Origin of the sequence: Actinosynnema sp. NPDC020468, from assembly GCF_040642015.1 — a bacterium.
GTDB lineage: Bacteria > Actinomycetota > Actinomycetes > Mycobacteriales > Pseudonocardiaceae > Actinosynnema.
In genome coordinates this window covers 102,453-124,968 of the sequence record NZ_JBFAEO010000024.1, presented here as the reverse complement: position 1 = coordinate 124,968, position 22,516 = coordinate 102,453, and the positions used below count along the sequence as shown (strand labels likewise).

Annotated in this window: 22 protein-coding genes; 10 read left to right on the top strand and 12 right to left on the bottom strand. The window is 72.4% G+C overall.

Features of this window, described 5'->3' with window-relative positions; all coding sequences use genetic code 11:
* Nucleotides 1-34: 34 nt before the first annotated feature.
* From AB0G50_RS19170 to AB0G50_RS19135, 8 genes are all read right to left on the bottom strand, one after another.
* Nucleotides 35-988 carry an ABC transporter substrate-binding protein gene (locus tag AB0G50_RS19170; RefSeq protein WP_360109989.1) on the bottom strand — a complete coding sequence of 318 codons (954 nt, stop codon included), beginning with the start codon at nt 986-988 and terminating at the stop codon, nt 35-37.
* Between the two features lie 12 nt (nt 989-1,000).
* The gene (locus AB0G50_RS19165; protein ID WP_360110004.1) at nt 1,001-1,753 is read right to left on the bottom strand and encodes an amino acid ABC transporter ATP-binding protein; all 753 of its coding nucleotides are present in this window, start codon (nt 1,751-1,753) and stop codon (nt 1,001-1,003) included.
* Nucleotides 1,753-2,658 carry an amino acid ABC transporter permease gene (locus AB0G50_RS19160; protein WP_360109986.1) on the bottom strand — a complete coding sequence of 302 codons (906 nt, stop codon included), beginning with the start codon at nt 2,656-2,658 and terminating at the stop codon, nt 1,753-1,755. Before AB0G50_RS19160 ends, AB0G50_RS19165 begins: the two co-directional genes overlap by 1 nt.
* A 433-nt stretch (nt 2,659-3,091) precedes the next feature.
* Nucleotides 3,092-4,081, bottom strand: coding sequence for a zinc-dependent alcohol dehydrogenase family protein (locus AB0G50_RS19155; protein ID WP_360109983.1), 990 nt, complete (start codon nt 4,079-4,081; stop codon nt 3,092-3,094).
* On the bottom strand, nt 4,078-4,878 hold the full coding sequence (locus AB0G50_RS19150) for a carbohydrate ABC transporter permease (RefSeq protein ID WP_360109980.1): 801 nt from the start codon (nt 4,876-4,878) through the stop codon (nt 4,078-4,080). Before AB0G50_RS19150 ends, AB0G50_RS19155 begins: the two co-directional genes overlap by 4 nt.
* Nucleotides 4,875-5,768: a sugar ABC transporter permease gene (locus AB0G50_RS19145; RefSeq protein WP_360109977.1), complete on the bottom strand. Its 894-nt coding sequence runs from the start codon at nt 5,766-5,768 to the stop codon at nt 4,875-4,877. The genes AB0G50_RS19150 and AB0G50_RS19145 overlap by 4 nt, the downstream gene beginning before the upstream one ends.
* A 25-nt stretch (nt 5,769-5,793) precedes the next feature.
* Nucleotides 5,794-7,128, bottom strand: a complete 1,335-nt coding sequence (locus AB0G50_RS19140; protein ID WP_360109974.1) for a sugar ABC transporter substrate-binding protein — start codon at nt 7,126-7,128, stop codon at nt 5,794-5,796.
* A gap of 67 nt (nt 7,129-7,195) precedes the next feature.
* On the bottom strand, nt 7,196-7,957 hold the full coding sequence (locus AB0G50_RS19135) for a DeoR/GlpR family DNA-binding transcription regulator (protein ID WP_360109971.1): 762 nt from the start codon (nt 7,955-7,957) through the stop codon (nt 7,196-7,198).
* Between the two features lie 317 nt (nt 7,958-8,274).
* Between AB0G50_RS19135 and AB0G50_RS19130 the strand changes: the two genes are divergently transcribed.
* Complete coding sequence (locus tag AB0G50_RS19130; RefSeq protein ID WP_360109968.1) at nt 8,275-8,724, top strand: MarR family winged helix-turn-helix transcriptional regulator; 450 nt, start codon at nt 8,275-8,277, stop codon at nt 8,722-8,724.
* 186 nt (nt 8,725-8,910) lie between these two features.
* Here AB0G50_RS19130 and AB0G50_RS19125 read toward each other — a convergent pair whose 3' ends face one another.
* Complete coding sequence (locus tag AB0G50_RS19125) at nt 8,911-9,405, bottom strand: hypothetical protein (RefSeq protein WP_360109965.1); 495 nt, start codon at nt 9,403-9,405, stop codon at nt 8,911-8,913.
* Between the two features lie 83 nt (nt 9,406-9,488).
* On the opposite strand from AB0G50_RS19125, the gene AB0G50_RS19120 reads away from it, so the two are divergent.
* On the top strand, nt 9,489-10,043 hold the full coding sequence (locus AB0G50_RS19120) for a hypothetical protein (RefSeq protein WP_360109962.1): 555 nt from the start codon (nt 9,489-9,491) through the stop codon (nt 10,041-10,043).
* Between the two features lie 46 nt (nt 10,044-10,089).
* Here AB0G50_RS19120 and AB0G50_RS19115 read toward each other — a convergent pair whose 3' ends face one another.
* Nucleotides 10,090-10,803 (bottom strand): DUF4386 family protein, encoded by a 714-nt coding sequence (locus tag AB0G50_RS19115; RefSeq protein WP_360109959.1) that lies wholly within the window; start codon nt 10,801-10,803, stop codon nt 10,090-10,092.
* 92 nt (nt 10,804-10,895) lie between these two features.
* On the opposite strand from AB0G50_RS19115, the gene AB0G50_RS19110 reads away from it, so the two are divergent.
* The 5 genes from AB0G50_RS19110 (at nt 10,896) to AB0G50_RS19090 (ending at nt 18,858) form a co-directional block, all read left to right on the top strand.
* On the top strand, nt 10,896-11,561 hold the full coding sequence (locus AB0G50_RS19110) for a TetR/AcrR family transcriptional regulator (protein WP_360109956.1): 666 nt from the start codon (nt 10,896-10,898) through the stop codon (nt 11,559-11,561).
* A gap of 430 nt (nt 11,562-11,991) precedes the next feature.
* On the top strand, nt 11,992-14,877 hold the full coding sequence (locus tag AB0G50_RS19105; RefSeq protein ID WP_360109953.1) for a type 2 lanthipeptide synthetase LanM family protein: 2,886 nt from the start codon (nt 11,992-11,994) through the stop codon (nt 14,875-14,877).
* A complete protein-coding gene (locus AB0G50_RS19100; protein ID WP_360109951.1) occupies nt 14,874-15,080 on the top strand; it encodes a hypothetical protein in 207 nt (68 codons plus the stop codon). Before AB0G50_RS19105 ends, AB0G50_RS19100 begins: the two co-directional genes overlap by 4 nt.
* A gap of 88 nt (nt 15,081-15,168) precedes the next feature.
* A complete protein-coding gene (locus tag AB0G50_RS19095) occupies nt 15,169-18,078 on the top strand; it encodes an AAA family ATPase (protein WP_360109948.1) in 2,910 nt (969 codons plus the stop codon).
* 81 nt (nt 18,079-18,159) lie between these two features.
* Entirely contained in the window at nt 18,160-18,858 is a 699-nt protein-coding gene (locus tag AB0G50_RS19090) for a peptidylprolyl isomerase (RefSeq protein ID WP_360109945.1), read from the top strand.
* On the opposite strand, the gene AB0G50_RS19085 is transcribed toward AB0G50_RS19090, so the two are convergent.
* A complete protein-coding gene (locus tag AB0G50_RS19085) occupies nt 18,855-19,580 on the bottom strand; it encodes a hypothetical protein (protein WP_360109942.1) in 726 nt (241 codons plus the stop codon). The two genes, AB0G50_RS19090 and AB0G50_RS19085, sit on opposite strands and share 4 nt — an antisense overlap.
* Before the next feature lie 97 nt (nt 19,581-19,677).
* Here AB0G50_RS19085 and AB0G50_RS19080 point away from each other — a divergent pair, with 97 nt between their 5' ends.
* The 3 genes from AB0G50_RS19080 to AB0G50_RS19070 are packed head-to-tail and all read left to right on the top strand — an operon-like array spanning nt 19,678 to nt 21,580.
* On the top strand, nt 19,678-20,349 hold the full coding sequence (locus AB0G50_RS19080; RefSeq protein ID WP_360109939.1) for an MOSC domain-containing protein: 672 nt from the start codon (nt 19,678-19,680) through the stop codon (nt 20,347-20,349).
* Nucleotides 20,349-21,179, top strand: coding sequence for a hypothetical protein (locus AB0G50_RS19075; RefSeq protein WP_360109936.1), 831 nt, complete (start codon nt 20,349-20,351; stop codon nt 21,177-21,179). Before AB0G50_RS19080 ends, AB0G50_RS19075 begins: the two co-directional genes overlap by 1 nt.
* Nucleotides 21,176-21,580, top strand: a complete 405-nt coding sequence (locus tag AB0G50_RS19070; RefSeq protein WP_360109933.1) for a hypothetical protein — start codon at nt 21,176-21,178, stop codon at nt 21,578-21,580. The genes AB0G50_RS19075 and AB0G50_RS19070 overlap by 4 nt, the downstream gene beginning before the upstream one ends.
* A 44-nt stretch (nt 21,581-21,624) precedes the next feature.
* Here AB0G50_RS19070 and AB0G50_RS19065 read toward each other — a convergent pair whose 3' ends face one another.
* The gene (locus AB0G50_RS19065) at nt 21,625-22,461 is read right to left on the bottom strand and encodes an aldo/keto reductase (RefSeq protein ID WP_360109930.1); all 837 of its coding nucleotides are present in this window, start codon (nt 22,459-22,461) and stop codon (nt 21,625-21,627) included.
* Nucleotides 22,462-22,516 lie beyond the last annotated feature (55 nt).

Sequence of the window (22,516 nt, the reverse complement as noted above, 5' to 3'; positions counted from 1 at the left end):
GGTGTGCCTCGCACCCGCCCGACCCGGCCGACACTCAGGACTTCGGCAGACCCGGCGGGTTGATCTCGGACTTGTCGACGGCCTCGTCCTTCAGGCCCCAGCGGTCGAGCACCTCGGCGTACTTGCCGGTCTTGATGAGGTTGTCGATCGCCTCGGCGACCGGCTCGGCCAGCCCGCTGCCCTTCTTGGTGGTGACGGCGATCTTGCCGATGATGTCGCCCCCACCGGACAGGGTGCCGATCACCTCGGTCTTGCCGGACGTCGCCACGTGGTAGGCGGCGGACGGGTTCGGGCCGAGGTAGGCCTCGATCCGGCCGGACTCCAGCGCCAGGTAGTAGTCGGCGGCGTTCTGGTAGTACTTGATGTCGACCGGCTTCAGCCCCTTGGCCTCGTTGGCCTTCGACCAGTCGACCAGGATCTTCTCCTGGTTGGTGCCCGAACCCACGGCGATGATCTTGCCCGCCACGTCCTCGGGCTTGCTCACCTTCCACGAGCCGCCCTTGAGGGCCTCGAACGCCAGCGTGTCGAGCCGGTAGGTCGCGAAGTCGTACTTCTCCTTGCGCGCCTCGGTGACCGTGATGTTGGAGATGCCGAGCGGGTACTGGCCGGAGTCCAGGCCCACGAACAGGTTCTCCCACGAGGAGACCTGGAGGTCGGGTTCGAGGCCCAGCACGTTCGCGACCAGGTAGGCGATGTCGGTCTCGACGCCGATGGGCGTCTTGTCGTCGTTGGCGTAGAACCGCAGCGGCGGCGCGGTTCCGGCGGAGCCGCCGATGGCGATCTTGCCCGCCTTGCGGAACTCCTCGGGCACCTTGGCCGCGATGGCGTCCACCTTGTCGGCCTTCACCCGGTTCTGCTCCGGACTCAGGTTGACGGTTTTGCCCGCCGCGACGACCTTCTCCTCGGTCGCCGCGCCGTCGGCACCCGCGCAAGCGGTCAGCGACAGCGCGGCAGCCGCCAGCAGACCGGTGATCTTCAACCAGGACAACGGGAACTCCCTTTAGAGCACTTTGGACAGGAACGCGCGGGTGCGCGCTTGCTTCGGGGCGTCGAGCACCTGGCTCGGCGGACCCTGTTCGACCACCACACCGGCGTCGAGGAACACGACGGTGTCGGCCACTTCCCGGGCGAACCCGACCTCGTGCGTCACCACGACCATCGTGGTGCCGCTGCGGGCCAGGTCCTTGATGACGTCCAGCACCTCGCCGACCAGCTCGGGGTCGAGCGCGGAGGTGGGTTCGTCGAAGAGCAGGACCTTCGGTTGCAGGGCGAGCGCGCGGGCGATCGCCACGCGCTGCTGCTGACCGCCGGACAGGTGCCGCGGGTAGGCGTCCTCCTTGTCCTCCAACCCGACCCGGGCGAGCAGGGCGCGGGCCTCGACCCGCACCTCCGCCAGTGGTCGGCGTTGCGCGGACACGGGCGCCTCGACCACGTTCTCCAGCACGGTCAGGTGCGGGAACAGGTTGAAGTTCTGGAACACGAACCCGATGTGGGTGCGCTGCTTGAGCACCTCGCGCTCGTGCAGCTCGTGCAGCTTGTCGCCGGCACGCCGGTAGCCGATCAGCTCGCCGTCGATGCTGACGTAGCCCTGGTCCACCTTCTCCAGGTGGTTCACCGTGCGCAGCAGCGTGGACTTGCCCGAGCCGGACGGGCCGAGGATCACCACGACCTCGCCCGCGCGCACCCGGAGGTCGACGCCCTTCAGGACCTCCAGCGTCCCGAAGCTCTTGTGGATGTTGCGCAGCTCCACCATCACCTGGACCACTTCCAACCCCCCTGGTCCCTCGTCGCGCCCTTGCTGTAGCGCTTCTCGACGTAGTGCTGCGCGACGGACAGCAGGGTGGTGAGCGCGATGTACCAGACGGTCGCGACCATCAGCAGCGCCACGACCCGCGCGTTGCGGCCGTAGATCACCTGCACCTGGTAGAACAGCTCGCCGATCGCCACGACCGACACCACCGACGTGCCCTTGAAGAGTCCGATGACCTCGTTGGCGGCGTTGGGCAGGATCGACCGCATGGCCTGCGGCAGCACGATCCGGCGGAACTGCCGGGTTTTCGGGATCCCCAGCGCGGCCGCGGCCTCCAGCTGGCCGTGGTCGACGGCGATGATGCCGGACCGCACGATCTCCGCGGCGTAGGCGGCCTGGTGCAGCGCGAGTCCGAGCACCGCCGCGCCCATCGGGCTGATCAGGTCCTTGGTGTCGAAACCGAAGAACGCGGGCCCGAACGGGATGCCGAAGGTCAACTCCTTGTACAGGTAGGAGATGTTGAACCAGAACAGCAGCTGGACGATCAGCGGGATCGACCGGAACGCCCAGATGTAGGTCCAGCTGACCGCCGTCAGGAAGCGGCTGCGGGACAGGCGCATCAGGGCGAGCACGATGCCGAGCCCGAACCCGATCACGGTGCCGTAGAGCGTGAGCTGGAGCGTCACCCCGACCGCGCGCAGGATCGACTCCGCGGTGAAGAAGCGGAAGAAGGTCGGCCAGTCCCAACCCGGGTTCGTGATCAGGCCGTTGACGAACATGGCGACCAGGACGAGCACGACGACGATGCCGACCCAGCGCCACGGGTGCCTGGTGGGCACCACCTTCAGCCGGGCCAGGTCGTCGTCGCCATCGGGTGCGCGCAGGCGTGGATGTGCGGACACGCTCATGGTGGGGTCCTTCGGGGAGGGGTGAACCGGGGCACCACCTCGGGCCGGGTGGTGCTCGCGAACGCGGCGGTGACGCGACGGGGGTCAGCGACAGGAGGCGCTGAAAACCCGGCCGTAGTCGATGTGCCGACGGGAGCAGAGGACGGCCATCGCACTCTCCCTTTCGCCCGACTCGGTTCACACGGCTGGCGGCACCGTAGGCACTTCGAAACCGGCCGAACAAGAGTGACCACCTGCTGAAACCACGGGCTGTAGGTGGTTGACAAGCGCCTGGTTCACCCGGAATGAGCAACGCTCGGCTCCACGAGACACCGGAGGGCGGTTGCCCCCGCGCGCCGGAGCACCCCGTCGCGACGCACGGTGAGGGAAAAACGGGTTCGTTGTCCCGCAACCGGTCCGCACCCCGGGGTCGGCGCGCGGACCGGGTCGGCGACTAGGGCAGCACCTGGATCTTGCGGCCCTGACCGGCGCGGAAGCGGTCGAGCGCGGTGGCGTAGTCGGCGAGCGGCAGCCGGTCGCTGATGAACACCTCGGGGTCCAGCACGCCGGTGGCGAACAGGTCGGCGGCGCGTTCGAACGAGTGCAGCACGGCCATCGAGCCGGTGATGGTGATCTCCTGGTTGTAGATCCGGTACGGATCTATCGTCACCCGCGCGTCGTAGTCGGAGACCCCGAATTGCAGGAACGTTCCCCCTTTCGCCACCCGGTTCAGCCCGTCTTGAATGGCGGCGGCGTTGCCGGTCGCGTCGATCACCACGTCCCACCCGCCCGGCCGGTCCAGCTCCCGCGCCGACGCGGCGGTGGCCGTGACGCCCAGGAGTTCCGCGGTGGCGAGGCGTTCCGGGTTCAGGTCGACCACCTCGACCGAGGTCGCGCCGGTCAGCTTGCCCAGCTGCAACATCATCAGGCCCATCGTGCCGGAGCCGTAGACGAGCACCCGGCCGCCGAGTCTCGACCGCAGCACGTCGTACCCGCGCACCGCGCAGGACAGCGGCTCGATGAGCGCGGCGTCCTCGGTGCGCACGTGGTCGGGCAGCCGCACGCAGTTCGCCACCGGCGCGAGCGCGTACTCCGCCGCGCCGCCGCCGACCGTGACGCCGATCGCGGCCCACCGCTCGCACAGGTTGGCCCGGCCGGACCGGCAGTAGCGGCACTCGTGGCAGTACAGCGAGGGGTCGACCGCGACCCGGTCACCCACCGCGAGTTCGGTGACGGCGGAGCCGACCTCGGCCACCACGCCCGCGAACTCGTGGCCGGGCACCACGGGCAGCGTCGGCGCGAACTCCCCCTCCAGGATGTGCAGGTCCGTGCCGCACAGGCCGCACGCGGCCACGTCCACCACGACCTCGCGCGGACCGGGCGCCGGGTCCGGCACCTCCGCGACCTCGACCGCACCGACGCCGGTGATCACCGCTGCCCTCACTTGACCGCTCCCCACGACAGGCCCCGGACAAGCTTGTCCTGGGCGGCGAACCCGGCGACGAGCACCGGGAGCGACACCACCACGGCGGCGGCGCACACCTTGGCCAGGAAGAGGCCCTGGCTGGTCACGAAACCGGTCAGGTGCACGGGCGCGGTGCCCGCGACCACGCCGGTGAGCACCCGGGCGAACAGCAGCTCGTTCCAGCTGAAGACGAAGCAGATCAACGAGGTCGCGGCGAGACCGGGCAGGGTCAGCGGCACGACCACCCGGCGCAGCGTGGTGCCGAGCCCGGCGCCGTCCAGCGCGGCGGCCTCCAGCACCTCGCGCGGCACCTCGGCCAGGAACGACCGCGCGAGCCACACCGCGATCGGCAGGTTCATCGAGGTGTACAGCACGACCAGGAACGAGATGTCGTCCAGCAACCCGGAGTACCGGGCGACCAGGTAGAGCGGCAGCAGTCCCGCCACCACCGGCAGCATCTTGGTGGACAGGAAGAAGAACAGCACGTCCGACCACTTCTCGACCTTGCGGATCGACAGCGCGTACGCGGCCGGCACGGCCAGCAGCAGCACGAGCAGCGTCGAGCCGACGCTCGCGGTGAGCGAGTTCGCGAGCGGTGGCCACGGGTTCGAGTCGAAGAACTCCCGGTAGGAGTCCAGGGTCAGCGGCGCGCCGACCGACGGCGGGTTGGTCGCCGCGTCCGGCTCGTGGTGCAGCGACGTTAGCACCATCCACCCCACCGGCGCGAAGAACAGCAGTCCGGCGAACCACGCCACCACACCGAGAACCCGGTTCACGCGGTCGCACCCGCCCTGTCGACGTCCTCGCGCAGCAACGAGGACACCACCCGGAGCGCGAACGCGGCGAGCACCAGCGACCCGGCGACCACCACCACGCCGGCCGCGGAGGCCCGGCCGTAGTCGTGCGCCTGGTAGAAGGTCTGGTAGACGGTGTAGGGGAGGTTGGCCGTGCCCAGGCCGCCGGAGGTGATGGTGAAGACGGCGTCGAAGTTCTGCACCACGTACACCGAGCCGAGCAGCGCGCCCAGCTCCAGGTACGGCCGCAGGTGCGGCAGCGTCAGGTGCCGGAACACCTGCCACCCGGAGGCGCCGTCGACCCGGGCCGCCTCCTCCGCGTCCGGCGGTCGGCTTCGCAGGCCCGCCAACAGGATCAGCATCATGAACGGGGTCCACTGCCACACCAGCGAGGCCTCGACCGCGACCAGCGGCGCGGAGCCGATCCAGTCCGGCTGCGGCGCGCCCGCGCCGAACAGCCAGGTGAGGACTCCGTTGAGCAACCCGTACTCCGGGTTGTACAGCACGTGCTTCCACAGCAGCGCCGCCGCGACCGGCATGACCAGGAACGGCGTGACGAGCATCGTGCGGACCAGGCCGCGGCCGGGGAACCGGCGGTCCAGCAGCAGCGCGAACACCAGTCCCAGCAGCAGGCTCACCACCACCACGGACCCGGTCAGCACCACCGTCGTGCCCACCGCGGACCGCAGGTCGGGGTCGGTGACCACGGCGGTGTAGTTGTCCACGCCCGCGAAACCGCGCACGTCGGGTTCCAGGGAGTTCCAGCGCAGCAAGGAGATCACCAGCGTGGCCACGAACGGCAGCTGCGTGACGACGACGGTGAACAGCAGCGCGGGCAGCAGCGGCGCGCGCCTGGCCCAGCGGCCGGTCACCGGGTGAGGCCGATCGGGGACGGGTTCACCCGGCGCTCCGGTGCTTCGCGGCGACCGCCTCGGCGAGCGCCTGACCCTCGGCGAGCGCCTCGTCCACTGTGGACGAACCGGCGATCGCCGCGCTGACCTTGCGCGACACCCTAGTGCCCAGGTCGGTGAACTCCGGGATGCCGACGAACTGGATGCCCGGCGCGGGTCGCTTCTGCACGCCGGGGTCGTTCGGCTTCGCGCCCGCGATGGCGGCCTCCACCTGCTTCGCGTACGCGCCGCTCGCGGTCAGGTACTCGGGCCGCCGGTAGGTCGACGTCCGCTTGCCGTCCGGTATCCGCGACCAGCCGAGGGTGTTCCCGGCCAGCTCCTCGTAGCCCTTGCCCGCCGCCCAGGACACGAACTTCCAGGCCTGGTCGGCTTTCCGGCTCGCCTTCTGGATGCCGAACGCCCACGTGTACAACCACGCCGAGCTCTCCGTCCGGTCCACCGGCGCCTGCGCGTAGCCGAGCTTGCCGCGCACCGGCGAGTCGGCGGCCTCCAGCAGGCCGGCGGCGACCGTGGCGTCGTACCACATCGCGACCTTGCCCTGGGTCATCGTGGTCAGGCACTCGGTGAACCCCGCCTGCGACGCGCCGGCCTCGCCGTGCGCGCGCACCAGGTCCACGTAGAACTTCGTGGCCGCGACGAACTCCGGCGCGTTCACCCGCGCCTGCCAGTCCTCGGTGAACCACGTGCCGCCGAAGGTGTTGACCACGGTGGTCAGCGGCGCCATCACCTGACCCCACCCCGGTTGGCCGCGCAGGCAGATGCCCCTCATCCCGGGCTGCGCGCCGTCGACCGCCGCCGCCGCGTCCGCGACCTGGTGCCACGTAGGCCGTTCCGGCAGCGTCACGCCCTTCGCGTCGAGGACGTCCTTGCGGTACACGAGGAACGACGACTCGCCGTAGAACGGCTCGGCGTAGACCTTGCCGTCCGCGGCGGTCAGCGAGCGGCGGACGGGGTCGAGCACGTCGCCCTGGTCGAACCCGGCGTCCTGCGCCGCGTACCCGTCCAGCGGCGCGAGCCAGCCGTTCTTCGCGTAGATCGGCGTCTCGTAGTTGGAGATCGTCGCGACGTCGTACTGCCCGGCCTGGCCGGAGAAGTCCTGGCCGATCTTGTCGCGGACGTCGTTCTCCGGCAGCACGGTGAAGTCGACGCGGATGCCGGTGGTCCTGGTGAAGTGCTCGGCGGTGAGCTTCTGGAGGTCCAGCATCTGCGGGTTGTTCACCATGAGCACGGTGATCGCGTCACCGCTTCCGCCCGCGCCGGCGCACGCGCTCGTCGTCAGGAGCACTGCGGCCAGGACGCCGCCGTACCGGAGTGGGTGCATCGTTCCGCCTTTCCTCGGCGTGCCGGAACAGGGCCTGCTCGGCAGGCCCGGGTTCGACTTCTTCTCGTTACGCGCGAACGACCTTCGGTCCGAGCAGGGAGTACCGGTGCGCCTCGCCCGCGGACAGGGCGGCGTCGGTGACGACCGCCTCCAGGTCCGACACGGACGCGAACCGGTGGAAGCTCGACACCCCGAACTTGGTGTGCACGCCGACGAACACGCGGCGGCGCGCCGAGGTCAGCGCCTGCGCCTTGACCGCGCCCACCGCCGGGTCCGGCGTGGTGAGCCCGTGCTCGCGGGTGATCCCGTTGGCGCCGATGTAGGCGAGGTCGATCACCATGTCCGCCAACATCCTGGTGGCCCAGTGGTCGACGGTGGCGAGCGTGCGCCCGCGCACCCGTCCGCCGAGCAGCAGCACGGACGCGGAGGGCACCTCGGACATCGCGGCGGCGGTCGGCAGCGACGCGGTGATCACGGTGAGCGGTCTGCTGGTGGGCAGCGCCTCGGCGACGAGTTGCGGGGTGAACCCCTCGTCGATGAACACGGTCTCCGCGTCGCCGAGCCGGTCGGCGGCGGCCTTCGCGATCCGCCGCTTCTCCGGGACCATCGACACCGACCGGAACTTCAGCCCGGTCTCGTACCCGGCGCTCTCCACCGGCAGCGCGCCGCCGTGCGTCCGGCGCACCAGGCCGTGGTCGTCCAGCAACCTCAGGTCCCGCCGGACGGTTTCCTGCGCCACCGCCAACTCGGCGGCGATCTCGGCCACGTCGACCCGCCCGTCGGCCCGGGCCCGGGCGAGGATCCGCCGCTTGCGCTCGTCAGCCCGCACGTCCACCTCCCCCGCCCCCTCGGACCACCGCGGCCCGAACGGGCACCCCCCAAGGTCTAACACCGACCTCAGCCCGTGACCACCTCCGCACCCCCGGTGAACACCGCCCGATTCCCGCCCGTTTCACCCGGCACAACGCCCGGATCGCCGGTGTTCCCGCCCGTTTCCCGCACACCCGCCGCCCGTTCCCACACCGGACGCCCGTGCAGATCGGGGATCTGCGGTCCGGGGCCGGCGGTTCGCCTGTCCGGACAGGGAGGTCGATTCACCGGTCGTCGTGGTGTGCCGGCTCACAGCGGGTCGCTAATCTGGGCCACATGGCTGACCAGACAGGAAGCGTGAGCCACGCGATCGCCGGACTCGCCAGGCAGTACCGCGCCCTCGCCACCCGGCTGCTCCGGGAGGCGGGCCTGCACCCCGGCCAGGAGCTGGTGATGATGCACCTGTGGGACCACGGTCCCCGGCGCCAGACCTGCCTGTGCGCCGAACTGGGCGCCGACTCGGCCACCATGACGCGCACCGTGCAACGCCTGGAGAAGGCCGGTTTCGTCCGCCGCGCGCCCGACCCGTGCGACGGCCGGGCCACCCTGGTCGAACCCACCACCGCGAGCCACGCCCTCCGGCTCAGCGTCGAGCGCAGCTGCGCCGAACTGGAGGAGGCCGCGACCGCCGGCATGAAGGCCGCCGAACGCGCCGACTGCCTGCGCGTACTGGGCCGCCTGGAGGCCAACCTGGCGACCCGAGGCGGAAAACCCGACCGGGACTGAGGTTCCTCCCGCCCGAGGTCAACCCGGCTTCACCAGGCGAGCGCTTGGTCAGCCCAGACCGCCGCGGCAACCGAGGTTTCCCGCGTCCGACGCGATCCCGACAGCCGGCCCCACGGGCCGGGCCTCGCCGGACGACCGCGCGGCCCGCCCGAGGTCAAGCCGGCTTCACCAGGCGGCGAACCCCGGTCAGCCCCGACGGCGGCGGCACTCGTTGGCCAGGTCCACCGCCGCCGCCAGCACCGCGCACGCGGGCACCACGCGGTCCACCAGGCCGGTGCGGAGGGCTTCGGCGGCCGGTACCCGGCGGCCCACCAGCACCGCCGAGCCGCTGACGCGGCCGAGTTCGCCGCCGGCGGCCAGCACCCGGCCGTGGCACGCCAGCGCCAGCTCGACCACCGGACCGCACGCGCTGCCCGCCAGCGCGGCCACCACCGGCACCGACAGGTCGGCCAGGGCGTGGCGCAGCTCGGCGACGCCGCGACCGGCCGAGGGGCGGGGCGAGAAGACGCTGGAGGGCGCGTCGCCGTCGACCTCCGAGAGCCGCGCGCCGCCGTGCAGCACCACCGCGCCCGCCTCCGCCGCCTCCGGGAGCAGTGCCCTGACCTGGGGGGACGCCGTGTCCAGCGGTTGGTCGACGGTGATCACCGCGACGTCGTCCCGGAACTCGAGTGTGACAGCCATGAGGTGGCCAATCGTGGCCGAGCCGTCGCGTCGTTGTCATGCGGCGGCCCACCATCGGGTGACGGGTGAGGTAGAACAAAGACGTGAACCGGTGGGGAATACTCGTGGTGGCGCTGCTCGTGCTGTCCGGATGCGCGGTGCCGGTGGCCGGAACCCCGGTCGCCGCGCCGGTCACCTCCGGCGCCGGGGCGGACGCGGAGTTGGTGCGGTGGATGAACAACTTCTGCGGCGTCGCGAACTACCTGGTCGCCTCCGGCGGGGTGAGCACGGGCGAACCCGCCACCGACCCGGCCGCGGCCAAGAAGCAGCTCAGCGAGGCGCTCGGGCGGGTGGTCGACGTGCTGAACGTGGCGGTGCACGACCTCGGCGAGCTGACCCCGGCACCCGCGCCCGCGGGCGACACCGCGGTCCAGGTGACCGTCGAGCCGCTGACCAAGGCCCGGGACAAGCTCGCCTCGGCCAAGTCCACCGTGGACGGCGCCACCGGGTTGACCATGGACGTCTACTCCACCGTGCTCCAGAACATGACCGAGGCGGTCGGTGTGATGAACGAGGGCGTGGAGAAGATGACCAACGTGTCCCTGCCGCCGGAGTTCGTCGCCGCCGGCAAGGAAGCCGCCAACTGCAAGGCCAAGTAGGCCTCGCCGCGTGCGGTGAGCACGTTGCGAACACCCGTCGCTCCCGTCACACCCCGACCGCGACGCGACCACCCGTCCGCACCGACCGGCTCCGCAGCACGTGGACCGCCGCGACCAGGAACCAGACCTGGACCGTCCCGCTGCCCACGCTGATGAGCGCGCCCGCGTCGACGCCGAGCAGCTCGACCAGCGGCAGCGCGAGCGCGGCGGCGGTCACGACGGTGAAACCCTTGAGCCACAACGGGATGTCCGCGACCTTCGCCAGGCAGAGCAGCCACCCGGCGGCGAACAGCGACACCCCGAGCAGCTCGCCGACACCGCCCGCGAACGAGTTCAGCGCGGTGTACTGCACCTCGACCGCCTCCCGGTGCTCCCCCGCCTGCCACGCGTGCGCGAGGTCGGGCATGGTCGTGAGCCACCGGACGATGCCGACGCACCGCGCCAGTGCGGACAGCGCCGCGAACGCCGCGCCGAGCCGGACGACCGGCGAGTCCCGCAGGCCCGGCGCGAGGCGCGCCGTCGCCCACAGCGCCACCGGCAGGAACAGCGCCGAGTAGGCGAGGTACACGACGTACCCGGCCCGCAGCGCCGACTCGTTCTCCGCGACCCGGGGCAGCACGGTCGCCGCCGGGTCGCCCAGGCTCGCGGGCCACCCCACCGCCGCGCCCAGCACCACCAGCGGGACGAACAGCAGCAGCCCCTCCACCAGCAACAGGGCCGCGGTCGCCCGTCGGCCCACCTCGTTGCGATCAGTATCCACTTCACGACCATCGTTCATTTTGCGATCACTGTTCACACTTTCCACGGTATCGCACTGCGAACACCAATCGCAACGCGCTACCCTCACGCACCATGGCGACCAGGCGGGTACGACTCCGGGAACAGACGTCGGCCGAGATCAAGGCGGCGGCGCTGGCCCACCTCAGGGAGGTCGGCGGCGCGCAGTTGTCGCTGCGCGCGGTGGCGGCGTCCATCGGCATGAGCCCGGCGGGCCTGTACCGCTACTACCCGAGCCGGGACGCGCTGCTGACCGACCTGATCACGGACGGTTTCGCGGCCCTGGCGGAGGAGGTCTGCCGCGCGCGGGACGCCGCCGAGGGCGACGCGTTCGTGGCGGCGGCCCTGGCGTACCGCGGGTGGGCCCTGGCCCACCCGCACGAGTTCGCCCTGCTCTACGGAACCCCGATCCCCGACTACGAGGCCCCGGAATCCGGCCCGACCTCCTACGCGAGCCGCAACGTGGGCGCCGCCTTCGTCCCGCCGATCGTCAAGGCCTGGCGCCGCGGCACCCTGGCCCGCCGCGAGGTGCCGCCCACCCTGACCACCCTGTCGGTCTTCGCGGGCGCGGTGAACCTCCCGCCGGACGCCGCCGCGGTCGCCTTCACCGCCTGGACCACCATCCACGGCCTGGTGGTCCTGGAGACCTTCGGCCACCTGACCTGGCTGGGCGAGGACACCACCCCGCTGGCGCTGTCCCGCTTCCAGGCGCTGTCCGCGGACCTGGGCATCGCACCCTGACCGCGACGCGCTCGGCGACCGCCGAGCCGGTCCGACCGGGCCGGAACCTCTCGCACCTGCCCTCGCACACCCGGCCGGAGCCCACCGGTCGACGTGACCGATCCGGAGCGCGGCGCACCCCGTCCGGAACGCCACCCCCGCGACGCCCGTGCCCCACAGCGGCCCGCCCACGTCGCCGAGCCCCCAACCCGGGGGTCGTTGCAACCTCCGGTTGAGACGGTTCAGGGCGCGGTTCGGTTTTCCGGAGGCAGCGCCCCGGTCCGATGTGGTCGGTGCGGGGGTGTCGCCTTGTGGACAGCCGTTCGCCCGGCGAACGATCGGCGCTGATCAGGCGCACCCGCCCGCCGCCCTACAACAGTGGTGGGCCGCGGGCAAATGTGGGGGCACTGCCCCCATGTGCACCGGCGGCGCGGCGTGCGACCTTGGCACCGTGATCCCGTGCGCCGTCGACCGGCTTCCCGACTCCTGGTGGCTCGGTGGTGTGCGCGGGTCGCGCCACGAGCTGGTCGTCCCGCGCGGACGGCCGTCATGGGTCGCGTTCGTGGAACGCGCCAACGCGACCGCGACCCATGAGGACTTCCCCGGCGGCGGGTGGGAGGACGCGTTCGCGTTCGCGCTCCGGCCACTGGTGCGCGCCGCCACCAAGGCCGACGCGCGGTTCGACGGCGACTTCGCCCACGCGCTCGGCCACCGGCTCGCCCGCACCGCCGCGCGGGCCCTGGTGCTGGAGCTGAACCTCCGCAGGCTGGCGGGCGCGCTCGACGGCACGTCGCCCGCCCAGCGGTTCGAGCACTTCGTGTCGCACCTCGACCTGCCGGCGTTCCTGGCGAAGTACCCGGTGCTGGCCCGCCTGCTCGCGCAGACCTGCCTCCAGGCCGTCGACGCCCAGCGCGAGCTGCTCGACCGCCTCGCCGCCGACCACGACGACATCGTCCGGCACCTGCTCGACAACCGGGACCCGGGCCGCCCGACCCGGATCGAGACCGGGCGCGGCGACGCGCACCAGCGCGGGCGGACGGTCGCCGTGGTCGAGTTCGCGGACGGCCGGAAGGTGGTCTACAAGCCGCGGCCCGTCGCGCTGCACGCGCGGTTCGCCGAACTGGTCGAGTGGTTCGACAAGAGGACCGGGCTCGACCTCACCGTCCCCGAGGCGCTCAACCGGGACATGTACGGGTGGATCCGGTTCGTGGAGCACGCCCCGTGCGCGGACGTCACCGAGGTCGGCCGCTTCTACCACCGGCTCGGCGCGCTGTTAGCCCTGCTGTACGCCGTCGACGGCACCGACATGCACTACGAGAACCTGATCGCGTCCGGCGGCCACCCGGTGCTGGTGGACGTGGAAACCCTGTTCCACCCGACGGTCGGCATGCCCGCGGACCCGGCGGTGAAGGCGCTGGCGCGCTCCGTGCACCGGACCGCCGTGCTGCCCAGGGTCCTGCTCGGCGACCACGGCGCGCTCGACATCGGCGGCGTCGGCGGCGACCACGGCGATCACTTCCCGGCCGACGGCGTCACGTGGCTGCACCCCGGCACCGACCGGATGCGCCTGGTCCGCCGGCCCGCGCCGATGCCGAAAGCGCTCAACCGCCCCGTTCTCGACGGCGTCGAGGCCGAGCCCGCCGACTACCGCGGCGCGCTGCTGGCCGGTTTCCGCACCGGCTACGACGCGCTGTCCGAGCACCGCGCCGACCTGCTCGGCGCCGACGGCCTGCTGACCGGCTTCGCCGACCTCCCGATCCGGTTCGTGCCCAGGACCACGCAGCTCTACGCGACCCTGCTGGACGAGTCGACGCACCCCGACGCGCTGCGCGGCGCCTCCGACCGCGACCTCGTGCTGGACCTGCTGTGGACCGAGTCCACCGAGGACGTCACCCGCGCCCTGGTGCCGCACGAGCTGACCGACCTGTGGGCGGGCGACGTCCCGCTGTTCACCACCACGCCCGCCAGCCCGCACGTGTGGACCGCGACCGGCGAGCTGCTGCCCGACCTGCTGCCCACCACGGGCCTGGACGCCGTGCGGCACAAGATCGCCGAGCTGGACGAGGTCGACCGCAACGACCAGCAGTGGCTGATCAGCGCCGCGCTGGCGAGCAGGCCGCGCCCGGTCGAGCACCGCTCGGGCGCCGCGCTCCCCGGTCCGCTCAGCCCGGGAGTGCCGGACCCGCAACGACTTCTGGGCGCGGCGTGCGGCATCGCCGACGAGATCCTGGCGCACGCCACCGCCGAGGGCGGCCGGGTCAACTGGGTCGGCCTGGAACTCGTGGACGACCGGCACTGGGTGGTCGCCGCGATGGGCGCCGGGTTGTCCAACGGCTACACCGGCGTCGCGCTGTTCCTGGCGCAGCTGGGCGCGCTCACCGGAGCCGCCCGCTACACCGAGTTCGCCCGCGACGCGCTGACGCCCGTGCCGGCGCTGCTGGACGCGTTCGCCGCGGACGACGAACTCGCGATCGCGGTCGGCAGCGGCGCGTTCCACGGTCTCGGCGGCCTGTCCTACGCGCTCGCCCGGCTCACGGACCTGTTGGGGGCGCCCGAGATCGACGGCTGGCTGCGCGCCGCGGTCGACGTCGCGGCGACCGTCGAGTCGGCCGGCCAGGACTCGTGCGACGTGGTGGAGGGCTGGGCGGGCGGTGTCGCCGCGATGCTGGCCGTCGACCGGCTGCGCGACCTCCCCGCCGCCGGGACGCTCGCGCGCGCCTACGCGGACCGGCTGATGGCCACGACCGGGCGCGGCGACGGGTTCGCCCGCGGCCGGGCAGGCATCGGCTGGGCGCTGCTGCGGTTCGCCCGCGCGACCGGCGACCACCGCTACGGCGCGACCGGCCGGGCCAACCTGCGGGCCGACCACGCGCTGCGCCAACGACTGCTGGACGTGGGCGAGGCCGACCACAGCTGGTGCTCGGGGTTGTCCGGCGCGGTGCTCGCCCACTCCGCGCACCCCGACCAGCCCGTCGACACCTACACCCTGCACCTCGACCGGTGCCTCAACGCGCTGGCGGTGCACGAGCCGTTGCGCGACCTCAGCCTGTGCCACGGCGAACTCGGCGCGCTGGAGTCGCTCGCGGTGCTCGCCGAACGCGGTCACGACCTGGCCGCGGCGATGCTCAACCGGCGCGCGGGCCTGGTGCTCGGCGCGCTGGACCAGTTCGGCGCGCGCTGCGGCACCCCTGGGGGCGTGCCGTCGGCCGGGCTCCTGACCGGCCTGTCCGGAATCGGGTACGGACTTCTCCGCCTGGCGTTCCCCGACCAGGTGCCGTCCGTGCTGCTGTTGGAAACCCCTGCAAGCACCTACCCCCGCGAGGAGAACCACCCATGAGCGACGCCGACCGCGACGAGGGCGCCACCTGGAGACCCGACCAGGACGGCGAACACCCCGCCGGTGAACTGGCGCCCGCCCGTCGGACCATGACCGGCGCCCGAGCCCGCGCCCTGTCCGGGCTCGGGCTCGCCGTGGGGGCCTACGTGGCCGTCGCCGTCGGCATCGCCGACACCACGGTGAGCGCGCCCGGCATGCGCTAGGCGCGCGGTCCCCGGCCGAACTGCCCGCCCGACACTGGGGGTGCGGGCAGTTTGGCGCGGGATCGTCCGGCCTGACTAAAGTCACGACATGCAAACCCGGGCGCCGGTCGTGGTCGGCCGCGACGCCGAACTCCAGGTCGTCCGGAGGGCACTGGCCGACGCCGCCGCCCACCGCGGGACCGCCGTGTTCCTGGTCGGGGAGGCAGGCATCGGCAAAACCCGGCTGGCCCGGGTGGCCGCCGGCGCGGCGTTCGACCTCGGCATGCGGGTGCTGCGCGGCCGGGGCAGCACGATCGGTCCGCTGGTGCCGTTCCGGCCGTTGGCCGAGGCGCTGATGTCGTTGCTGCGCACCGGTGACCGCCCGGATCTGGCGGAGCTGGGACCGTACCGGCCGGTGCTCGGCAGACTGGTTCCCGAGTGGGGCGACGACGCGCAGGCGGTCGGTTCCGTCGTGGTGCTCGCCGAGGCCGTGCTGCGGCTGCTCGCCGTGGTGGGTCGCGACCGGCCGTGCCTGCTGGTGCTGGAGGACCTGCACGACGCGGACGAGGAAACGCTCGCGGTGATCGACTACCTGGTGGACAACCTGGACCAGGTGCCGGTGGTGCTGGTGGTGACCACGCGCGCCGATCCCGGCCACGCGCTGGACGTGATCCGGCTGGCCGCGCAGCGCGAGGCGGGCGTGCTGCTGGAGCTGCGCCGGCTCGACCGGGCGCAGGTGCGGCGGATGGCCGCGTCCTGCCTGGAGGTCGCCGACCACGAGGTGCCCGACGAGGTGGCCGAGCGGCTGTGCCAGGACAGCGCCGGAAACCCTTTCGTGGTCGAGGAAATGTTGCACGGCATGGTGAACGGCGGGCTGCTGGCGGAGGGCCCGGCCGGGTGGCGGGTGCTCGGCGAGCTGCGCATCGACGTGCCGAGCGCGTTGGTCCGCGCGATCGCGCACCGCACGCACGGTCTCGGGCCGCAGGGGCGCGAACTGCTGTCGGTCGCGGCCGTGCTGGGGCACCGGTTCCCGCTGTCGGTGCTGCGGTTGGTGACCGGGATGGACGACCGGAGCCTGCTCAACCACCTGCACGCGGGCGTGGCGGCGCAACTGGTGACGCCGGACGAGCCGGTGCCGGACTGGTACGCGTTCCGGCACCCGCTGACCGCCGACGCGCTGCTGGCCCAGCTGACCCCGACCGACCGCGCGGACGTGGCGCGGCGCACCGCGGACGCGGTCGAGGCGCTGCACCCGGACCTGCCCGGCGAGTGGTGTCCGCTGGTGGCGTCGCTGCGGTTGGACGCGGGCCAGACCTCCGAGGCGGGCGCGCTGCTCGCACAGGCCGGCCGACGGGCGCTGGCCGACGGCGCGGCCGGGTCGGCGGTGCGGCTGCTGGACCACGCGCACCGGCTGCTCGCGAGCGGGGTGGACGTGCGGATCCGGGCCGACGTGCTGGACTCGCTGCTGCCCGCGCTCGGCGAGGCGGGCCAGTTCGAGCGGGCGTTCGCGCTGGTGGACGCGGTGGCCGAGCTGGCGGCGGCCGGGTTGGGCCGGGACCGGCGGGCGGAGCTGCACACCCGGCTGGCCCAGGTCGCGCACCTGGCCGGGTGGTGGCAGGACGGCATGGCGCAGGTCGAGCAGGCCCGCGCGCTGCTCGGTCCGGACCCGGACGACGGGCACACCGCGCGGTTGGACGTGGTGGCCGCGTTCCTGACGCTGAACGCGTTGCGGCCGGACCGGATCGGCGCGGCCGAGGCGTTGGCGCGCCGGGCGGCCCTTGCCGCGCAACGGGTTCCGCTGCCGGCGGTGGCCTGCCAGACGTGGCAGCTGCTGGGCGTGCTGGCCCGCGACCGGGACCTGGACGAGGCGGTGCGCTGCTTCGCGTTCGCCCGGAAGCTGGCCGAGGACAACGGGTTGCCCATCCAGCGGACCTACGCGGTGGTGCGGCAGGCGGGCATCGAGTGGTTGGCCGAGGGCGACACCTCGTTGCTGCTGGAGGCGCGCGAGGAGACGCTGCGGGTCGGCGCGATCACCGTGGCGTCCAATGTGGACTCCATCCTCGGGCTGGACATGGTGCTGCGCGGCGAGTACGAGCGCGCGTCGGCGCACCTGGTGCGGTGCGAGGAGGAGGTGCGCCGGCTGAAGCTGAAGTCGGTGACGCTGTACGTGGTGATGGCGCGGGCGGTGCTGGCCGCGCACCGGGGCGTGCGGTCCGAAGTGGACGGACTGGTCGCGGAGTTCCACGCGCTGGGCGGCGAGGGCTCGCAGGAGCGGCCGCTGTGCTTCGGGTTGGCGCGGGCGTTCTGCGCGCTGCTGGAGGAGGACCGCGACCAGGCCGCGCACGACGTGGCGCGGGCGCTGGGCCACGAGGCGGAGACGCCGACGGTGTTCCACCTGTCCGGCCGGCACGGGCTGCGGCTGCTGCTGGGCGCGCTGGACGGCACGTCGACGCCGGCCGAGCACAGCGCGGTGACCTCGACGGCCGCGGCCGGGATGCGCTGGAACCGGGTGTTCGGCCGGTTCGCCTCGGCCGTGCTGCTGGGCCGGGAGGGTCGGGTCGAGGAGGCGGCGGAGGTCGTGGAGGCCGCGCTGGAGGCGGCGTCGATCTACCCGTTGGCGCGCAACCTGGGGTTGCGGCTGGTCGCCGAGGCCGCGGTGGCCGACGGCTGGGGCGAGCCGGTGGCGTGGTTGCGCACGGCCGAGGAGTACTTCCACGCCAACAACCACCCGGCGGTCGCGAGCGCGTGCCGCGGTCTGCTGCGCCAGGTCGGCGCCTCGGTGCCGCAGCGCCGCACGGGTTCCGACCAGGTGCCGCGCTCGCTGCGCTCGTTGGGCGTGACGGTCCGCGAGTTCGAGGTCTTCCGGCTGCTCGCGGGCCGGCTGGGCAACAAGGCGATCGCCACCCGCCTGCACATCTCACCCCGCACGGTGGAGAAGCACGTCGCGAGCCTGATCACCAAAACCGCGCAGCCGGACCGGGAGTCGCTGAGCCGCTTCGCCGCCGCCCTGGCCGAGTAGCGCGCGGATTCCACGCCGGTGGCGCAGACCCGCCGGTCGGCTCTGGTCGGCGGGCCGCGCGGTCGGCTACACCTTCCACCCATGAGGATCCTTTTAGCGCTGGTGCTGGTGGTGCTGGGCGGCGGCGTGGCGCAGGCGTCCGGTGAACCCGACGTGACGCGCGGGCCGTGCGCCTACACCAAGACGCCCGACGAGCCCGCCTCCCGGCCGGTGCGGTTGCCGTCGGACCCGCGGCACACGCCCGATCGCGGCAAGGTCGACGTGCTGCTCAAGACGAACCAGGGCCGGATCCCGCTGAAGCTGGACCGGGCGGCCGGGCCGTGCACCGTGCAGAGCTTCCTGCACCTGCTGGACAAGGGTTTCTACGACCGGACCACGTGCCACCGGCTCACCGCGTACCCGACGCTGAAGGTCCTCCAGTGCGGTGACCCGACCGGCACCGGCGAGGGCGGTCCCGGCTACAAGTACAAGGACGAGCTGCCGACGAACCTGCCGCCGGCGCCGAACGACCCGACCGGCACCCGGCGGATCTACCCGCGCGGCACGCTCGCGATGGCCAACGCCGGGCCGGACACCAACGGCAGCCAGTTCTTCCTCGTGCAGTCGGACTCGACGCTGCGGCCGAACTACACCGTGTTCGGCTCCATCGGCGAGGAGGGCCTGCGCACGCTGGACAAGATCGCGGCCACCGGCATCAAGCCGACCGCCGAGGACCCCGCCCCGGTCGACGGCTCGCCGCTCAAGCCCGTGGACATCAAGGACGCGAAGCGCGGCTGCTAGGAGATCGGCGCCCGGACGCGGACGTCGGAGTTCCAGTCGGTGAAGGTGTGGGTGGTCTGGAGGAAGACCTTGTCCTCCAACGTGGTCAGCGTCTGCTCCACCTTCACCGGCAGGTCGCCCGGTCCGACCCAGACGACGGCCGTGCCGGTGAAACCGGAGTCGTAGGCGCCGAGCAACCGGCCGCGCAGGTCCGGGTCCGGGGTGCGGGCGGCCTGCTGGCGCAGGTCCACGAGCATCGTGTAGCGGCGCGTGGTGACACCGTCGAGGGCCTCGCCGCCGACCTCCACGATCATGCCGCCGGTGAGCCCGTCGGCCACGTCGACCGGGTCCACCTCGTCCACCAGCCCGACCGACGTGGTGGCGCTGCGGCCCTGCAACCGCTCGGCCAGCCCGTGCCGCACCCAGGGCGCGCCGGACTCGCGGGAGAAGCCCGCCTCGGCGGTGACCACCAGGTCGGTGACGCCGTCCTCCCGCGCGGTGAGCAACCGGCCTTCGGGTGTCCGCAGCAGTCCACCGGTGAGTTCGACTACCCGGCCGGGGATGCCGGTCCGCGCGGTGAACCGCACCGACCGCTGCTCGGCGGCGCGCGAGGTGAGGACGCGGACGAGGGTCGCGGTGTCCTTCACCGCGGGCGAGAGCGTCGGTTCCGGCAGCGCGGTGCGCTCGGCGCACCCGGCGAGCAGGCCGACGGCGACCAGGAGCGCGACAACCGACCTGCGCATGTGCTCCCCCACTGGGACATCCGGACGCGTCCATCCTCCCGCACCCGGCGCGCCGGATGGGGGCGAACACCCGAACTGCCTGGGATACCTTCGCACCATGGCACACGTTCTCTCCCTCAACGTCGGCTCGCGGGTGGAAACCGACAAGTCCGACCTCGGCCACACCGGCATCGGCAAGCAGCCCGTGAGCGGCCCGGTGGAGGTCCGCGCGCCCGGTCCGCGCGGCGAGGGCGGGAGCGGCCTGGTCACCGACCACGTGTCCGACCTGCGGTTCCACGGCGGTGACGACCAGGCGGTCTACGCGTACGCGCGCGAGGACCTGGACGAGTGGGGCGCCGAACTCGAGCGCGACCTGCCGCCGGGCCTGTTCGGCGAGAACCTGACGACCGCGGGCGTCGACCTGACCAACGCGCTGATCGGCGAGCGCTGGCGGATCGGCGACGCCCTGCTCCGGGTGACCTCGCCCCGCATCCCGTGCATGACGTTCGTCCGGGTGATGGGCGTCAAGGGCTGGATGAAGAAGTTCATCCGCCGCGCGGTGCCGGGCGCGTACTTCGCGGTGGTCGAATCGGGCCGCATCAGCCCGGGTGACGGCATCGAGGTCGTGGACCGCCCGGACCACAAGGTCACCGTCGGCCTCACCTTCCGCGCGCTGACCCTGGAGGCCGACCGCCTCCCGGACCTCCTCCCGGCGTCGGCCGACCTCCCGAAACCGGTCCTGGAGCGGATCGAGCGCCGAGACGCGTACGGAGCGGGCGTAGACGACTGATGCCGTCGCTGGGCGAGGTGGAGTCGGTCCTGCGCACCGTGCGGGACCAGGCCTCCCACGCCACCGCGGCCCTGCACACCGCCGCCGACCTGGCCACCGAGGCCCACGCCCTGCTCGCGACGGCGCTGTCCGGCACCGACTCCCCCGACGCCGCCCAAGCCGCGGCGTCCTTCACCGAGGCCGCCGACGTGACCCACCTGGTGGCCCTGCTGGACGCCGCGCGGGCGAGCATCGAGTCCTACCTGACGGCAGGCGGCCCGACGGCGGGCGGCCCGACGGCCACCATGGGCACCCGCCGCCGGTGGCACGCCCGCAACCACGGTCAGTCACCGGCGGGCGCGCCGCCGAAAGAGCCCGGTGACGCGGCGCTGCCCAACGGCATCCCGGTCTACCACCGCGGGCACTCCACGACCATCGGCTACGACCTGGCCACGCTGTCGAACCGGAGCATGATCGCGCCCGACCCGGAACACCACGACGTGATCGTGCACGGGACGGACAAGGGCTTCTTCGATCCGGGTGCCCTGAACGCGGCCGGCGCGAACATCGACAGCGGAGCACTGCACCCGAACCACGTCGCCGACGCGGTAATCGGTAATCCTCATTACACCGGTGGCCCGATCAGGCTGATCTCCTGCCGTTCCGGGTCCATCGCGCACAACGCGTCCGACGTCCCGGCGGCCCAGGCTTTGGCGAACGCGCTCGGCGTGCCGGTCACCGCCCCGACGAAGAAGGTGGGGATCCTCCGGTTCCGAGGCCCGAACCAGAACCCACTACACTCCGACGGCGGCTGTTGGCGGATTTTTCTGCCCTTGGGAGAGGCGCGATGAAAATTCTGGGCCACTACCGGGAACTATGGGACACCTGCGGTGACCCGCAGGAGTCCATCAGGGATTTCCTCGGCTCCGACCGGGAGCGGGACGCGGCGCTCGTCCGCGCCTACCTGGACTCCGGCGTGGACATCATCTCCACGATGGGCGTCGATCCCGATGTACTCGGAGGCGACCACACCGTTGTCGACGGCGCCGGCATCCTCACCGACGGCGAGTACATCTGGCGTCGAGACCTCGGCTACTACTTCGACACCTACGACCTGCGCCTGCCCGCCGAATTCCTCGACAGGGTCCGGGAACTCGACTACCGCGTCCCGCCGATCGACGACGAGCGCGGAATGGAGATCTCGGACTTCGTGGTGCCGCTGTGGACGGGTGCTCAGGACCGGCGGGAATGATGCCGGTGGGCGGCTCGGAACCAGAACCGCCCACCGACCGCGAGTCACGCCAAAGCCGACAGCTTGGTGAACTCCTCGTCCGTCAGCGTGATGTCGCGCGCCGCCACGTTCTCCTCCAGGTGCGCCAACGAGGACGTTCCCGGGATCGGCAGCACGACCGGCGAGCGGCGGAGCAGCCAGGCCAGGGCCAGCTGGGCCGGGGTGGCCGAGTGGTCCTGGGCGGCGGTGTCCAGGACGCCTCCCGGGCGGGCGATGTCGCCGGCGGCGACCGGGTACCACGGGATGAAGGCCAGGCCCTCCTCCGTCGCGTAGTCGAGCACCGCCTCGTGGTGGCGGGTCGCGAGGTTGTACAGGTTCTGCACGCTCACGATCTCGGCCACCTCGCGCGCCGCCTTCAGCTGCGCCACGTCCACCTCGGACAGTCCGATGTGCCGGATCTTGCCCTCCTCCTGCAACTTCCTCAGCTCGCCGACCTGGTCCTCCAACGGGTAGTCCGGGTCGATCCGGTGCAGCTGGTACAGGTCGATCCGCTCCACGCCCAGCCGCCGCAGGCTCGTCTCCAGCGCCTGCCGCAGGTACACCGGCTTGCCCAGCGGGTGCCACTCGTCCGGACCGGTGCGCACCAGACCGGCCTTCGTCGCGATCGCCACGCCGTCGTACGGGTGCAGCGCCTCGCGGATCAGCTCCTCGTTCACGTGCGGCCCGTACGAGTCGGCCGTGTCGACCAGGTCGACGCCCAGCTCCACCGCGCGCCGCAGCACCGCGATAGCGTTGTCGCGGTCCGCCGGATCGCCCCAGATCCCCGGACCGGTCAGCCGCATCGCGCCGTAGCCGAGGCGGTTCACGGTCAGGTCGCCACCCAGCGTAAAGGTTCCAGACACCTCAGAGTGCTCCTTGCAGCTCGGGATCCGTTCCACCGACGCCAACCACGCGCCG

What these genes read in the sequence shown, in the direction of transcription:
- AB0G50_RS19165 (WP_360110004.1), bottom strand. Translation starts at nt 1,753, where the DNA reads ATGGTGGAGCTGCGCAACATCCACAAGAGCTTCGGGACGCTGGAGGTC.
- AB0G50_RS19160 (WP_360109986.1), bottom strand. Translation starts at nt 2,658, where the DNA reads ATGAGCGTGTCCGCACATCCACGCCTGCGCGCACCCGATGGCGACGAC.
- AB0G50_RS19140 (WP_360109974.1), bottom strand. Translation starts at nt 7,128, where the DNA reads ATGCACCCACTCCGGTACGGCGGCGTCCTGGCCGCAGTGCTCCTGACG.
- AB0G50_RS19130 (WP_360109968.1), top strand. Translation starts at nt 8,275, where the DNA reads ATGGCTGACCAGACAGGAAGCGTGAGCCACGCGATCGCCGGACTCGCC.
- AB0G50_RS19125 (WP_360109965.1), bottom strand. Translation starts at nt 9,405, where the DNA reads ATGGCTGTCACACTCGAGTTCCGGGACGACGTCGCGGTGATCACCGTC.
- AB0G50_RS19110 (WP_360109956.1), top strand. Translation starts at nt 10,896, where the DNA reads ATGGCGACCAGGCGGGTACGACTCCGGGAACAGACGTCGGCCGAGATC.
- AB0G50_RS19100 (WP_360109951.1), top strand. Translation starts at nt 14,874, where the DNA reads ATGAGCGACGCCGACCGCGACGAGGGCGCCACCTGGAGACCCGACCAG.
- AB0G50_RS19095 (WP_360109948.1), top strand. Translation starts at nt 15,169, where the DNA reads ATGCAAACCCGGGCGCCGGTCGTGGTCGGCCGCGACGCCGAACTCCAG.
- AB0G50_RS19090 (WP_360109945.1), top strand. Translation starts at nt 18,160, where the DNA reads ATGAGGATCCTTTTAGCGCTGGTGCTGGTGGTGCTGGGCGGCGGCGTG.
- AB0G50_RS19085 (WP_360109942.1), bottom strand. Translation starts at nt 19,580, where the DNA reads ATGCGCAGGTCGGTTGTCGCGCTCCTGGTCGCCGTCGGCCTGCTCGCC.
- AB0G50_RS19080 (WP_360109939.1), top strand. Translation starts at nt 19,678, where the DNA reads ATGGCACACGTTCTCTCCCTCAACGTCGGCTCGCGGGTGGAAACCGAC.
- AB0G50_RS19075 (WP_360109936.1), top strand. Translation starts at nt 20,349, where the DNA reads ATGCCGTCGCTGGGCGAGGTGGAGTCGGTCCTGCGCACCGTGCGGGAC.
- AB0G50_RS19070 (WP_360109933.1), top strand. Translation starts at nt 21,176, where the DNA reads ATGAAAATTCTGGGCCACTACCGGGAACTATGGGACACCTGCGGTGAC.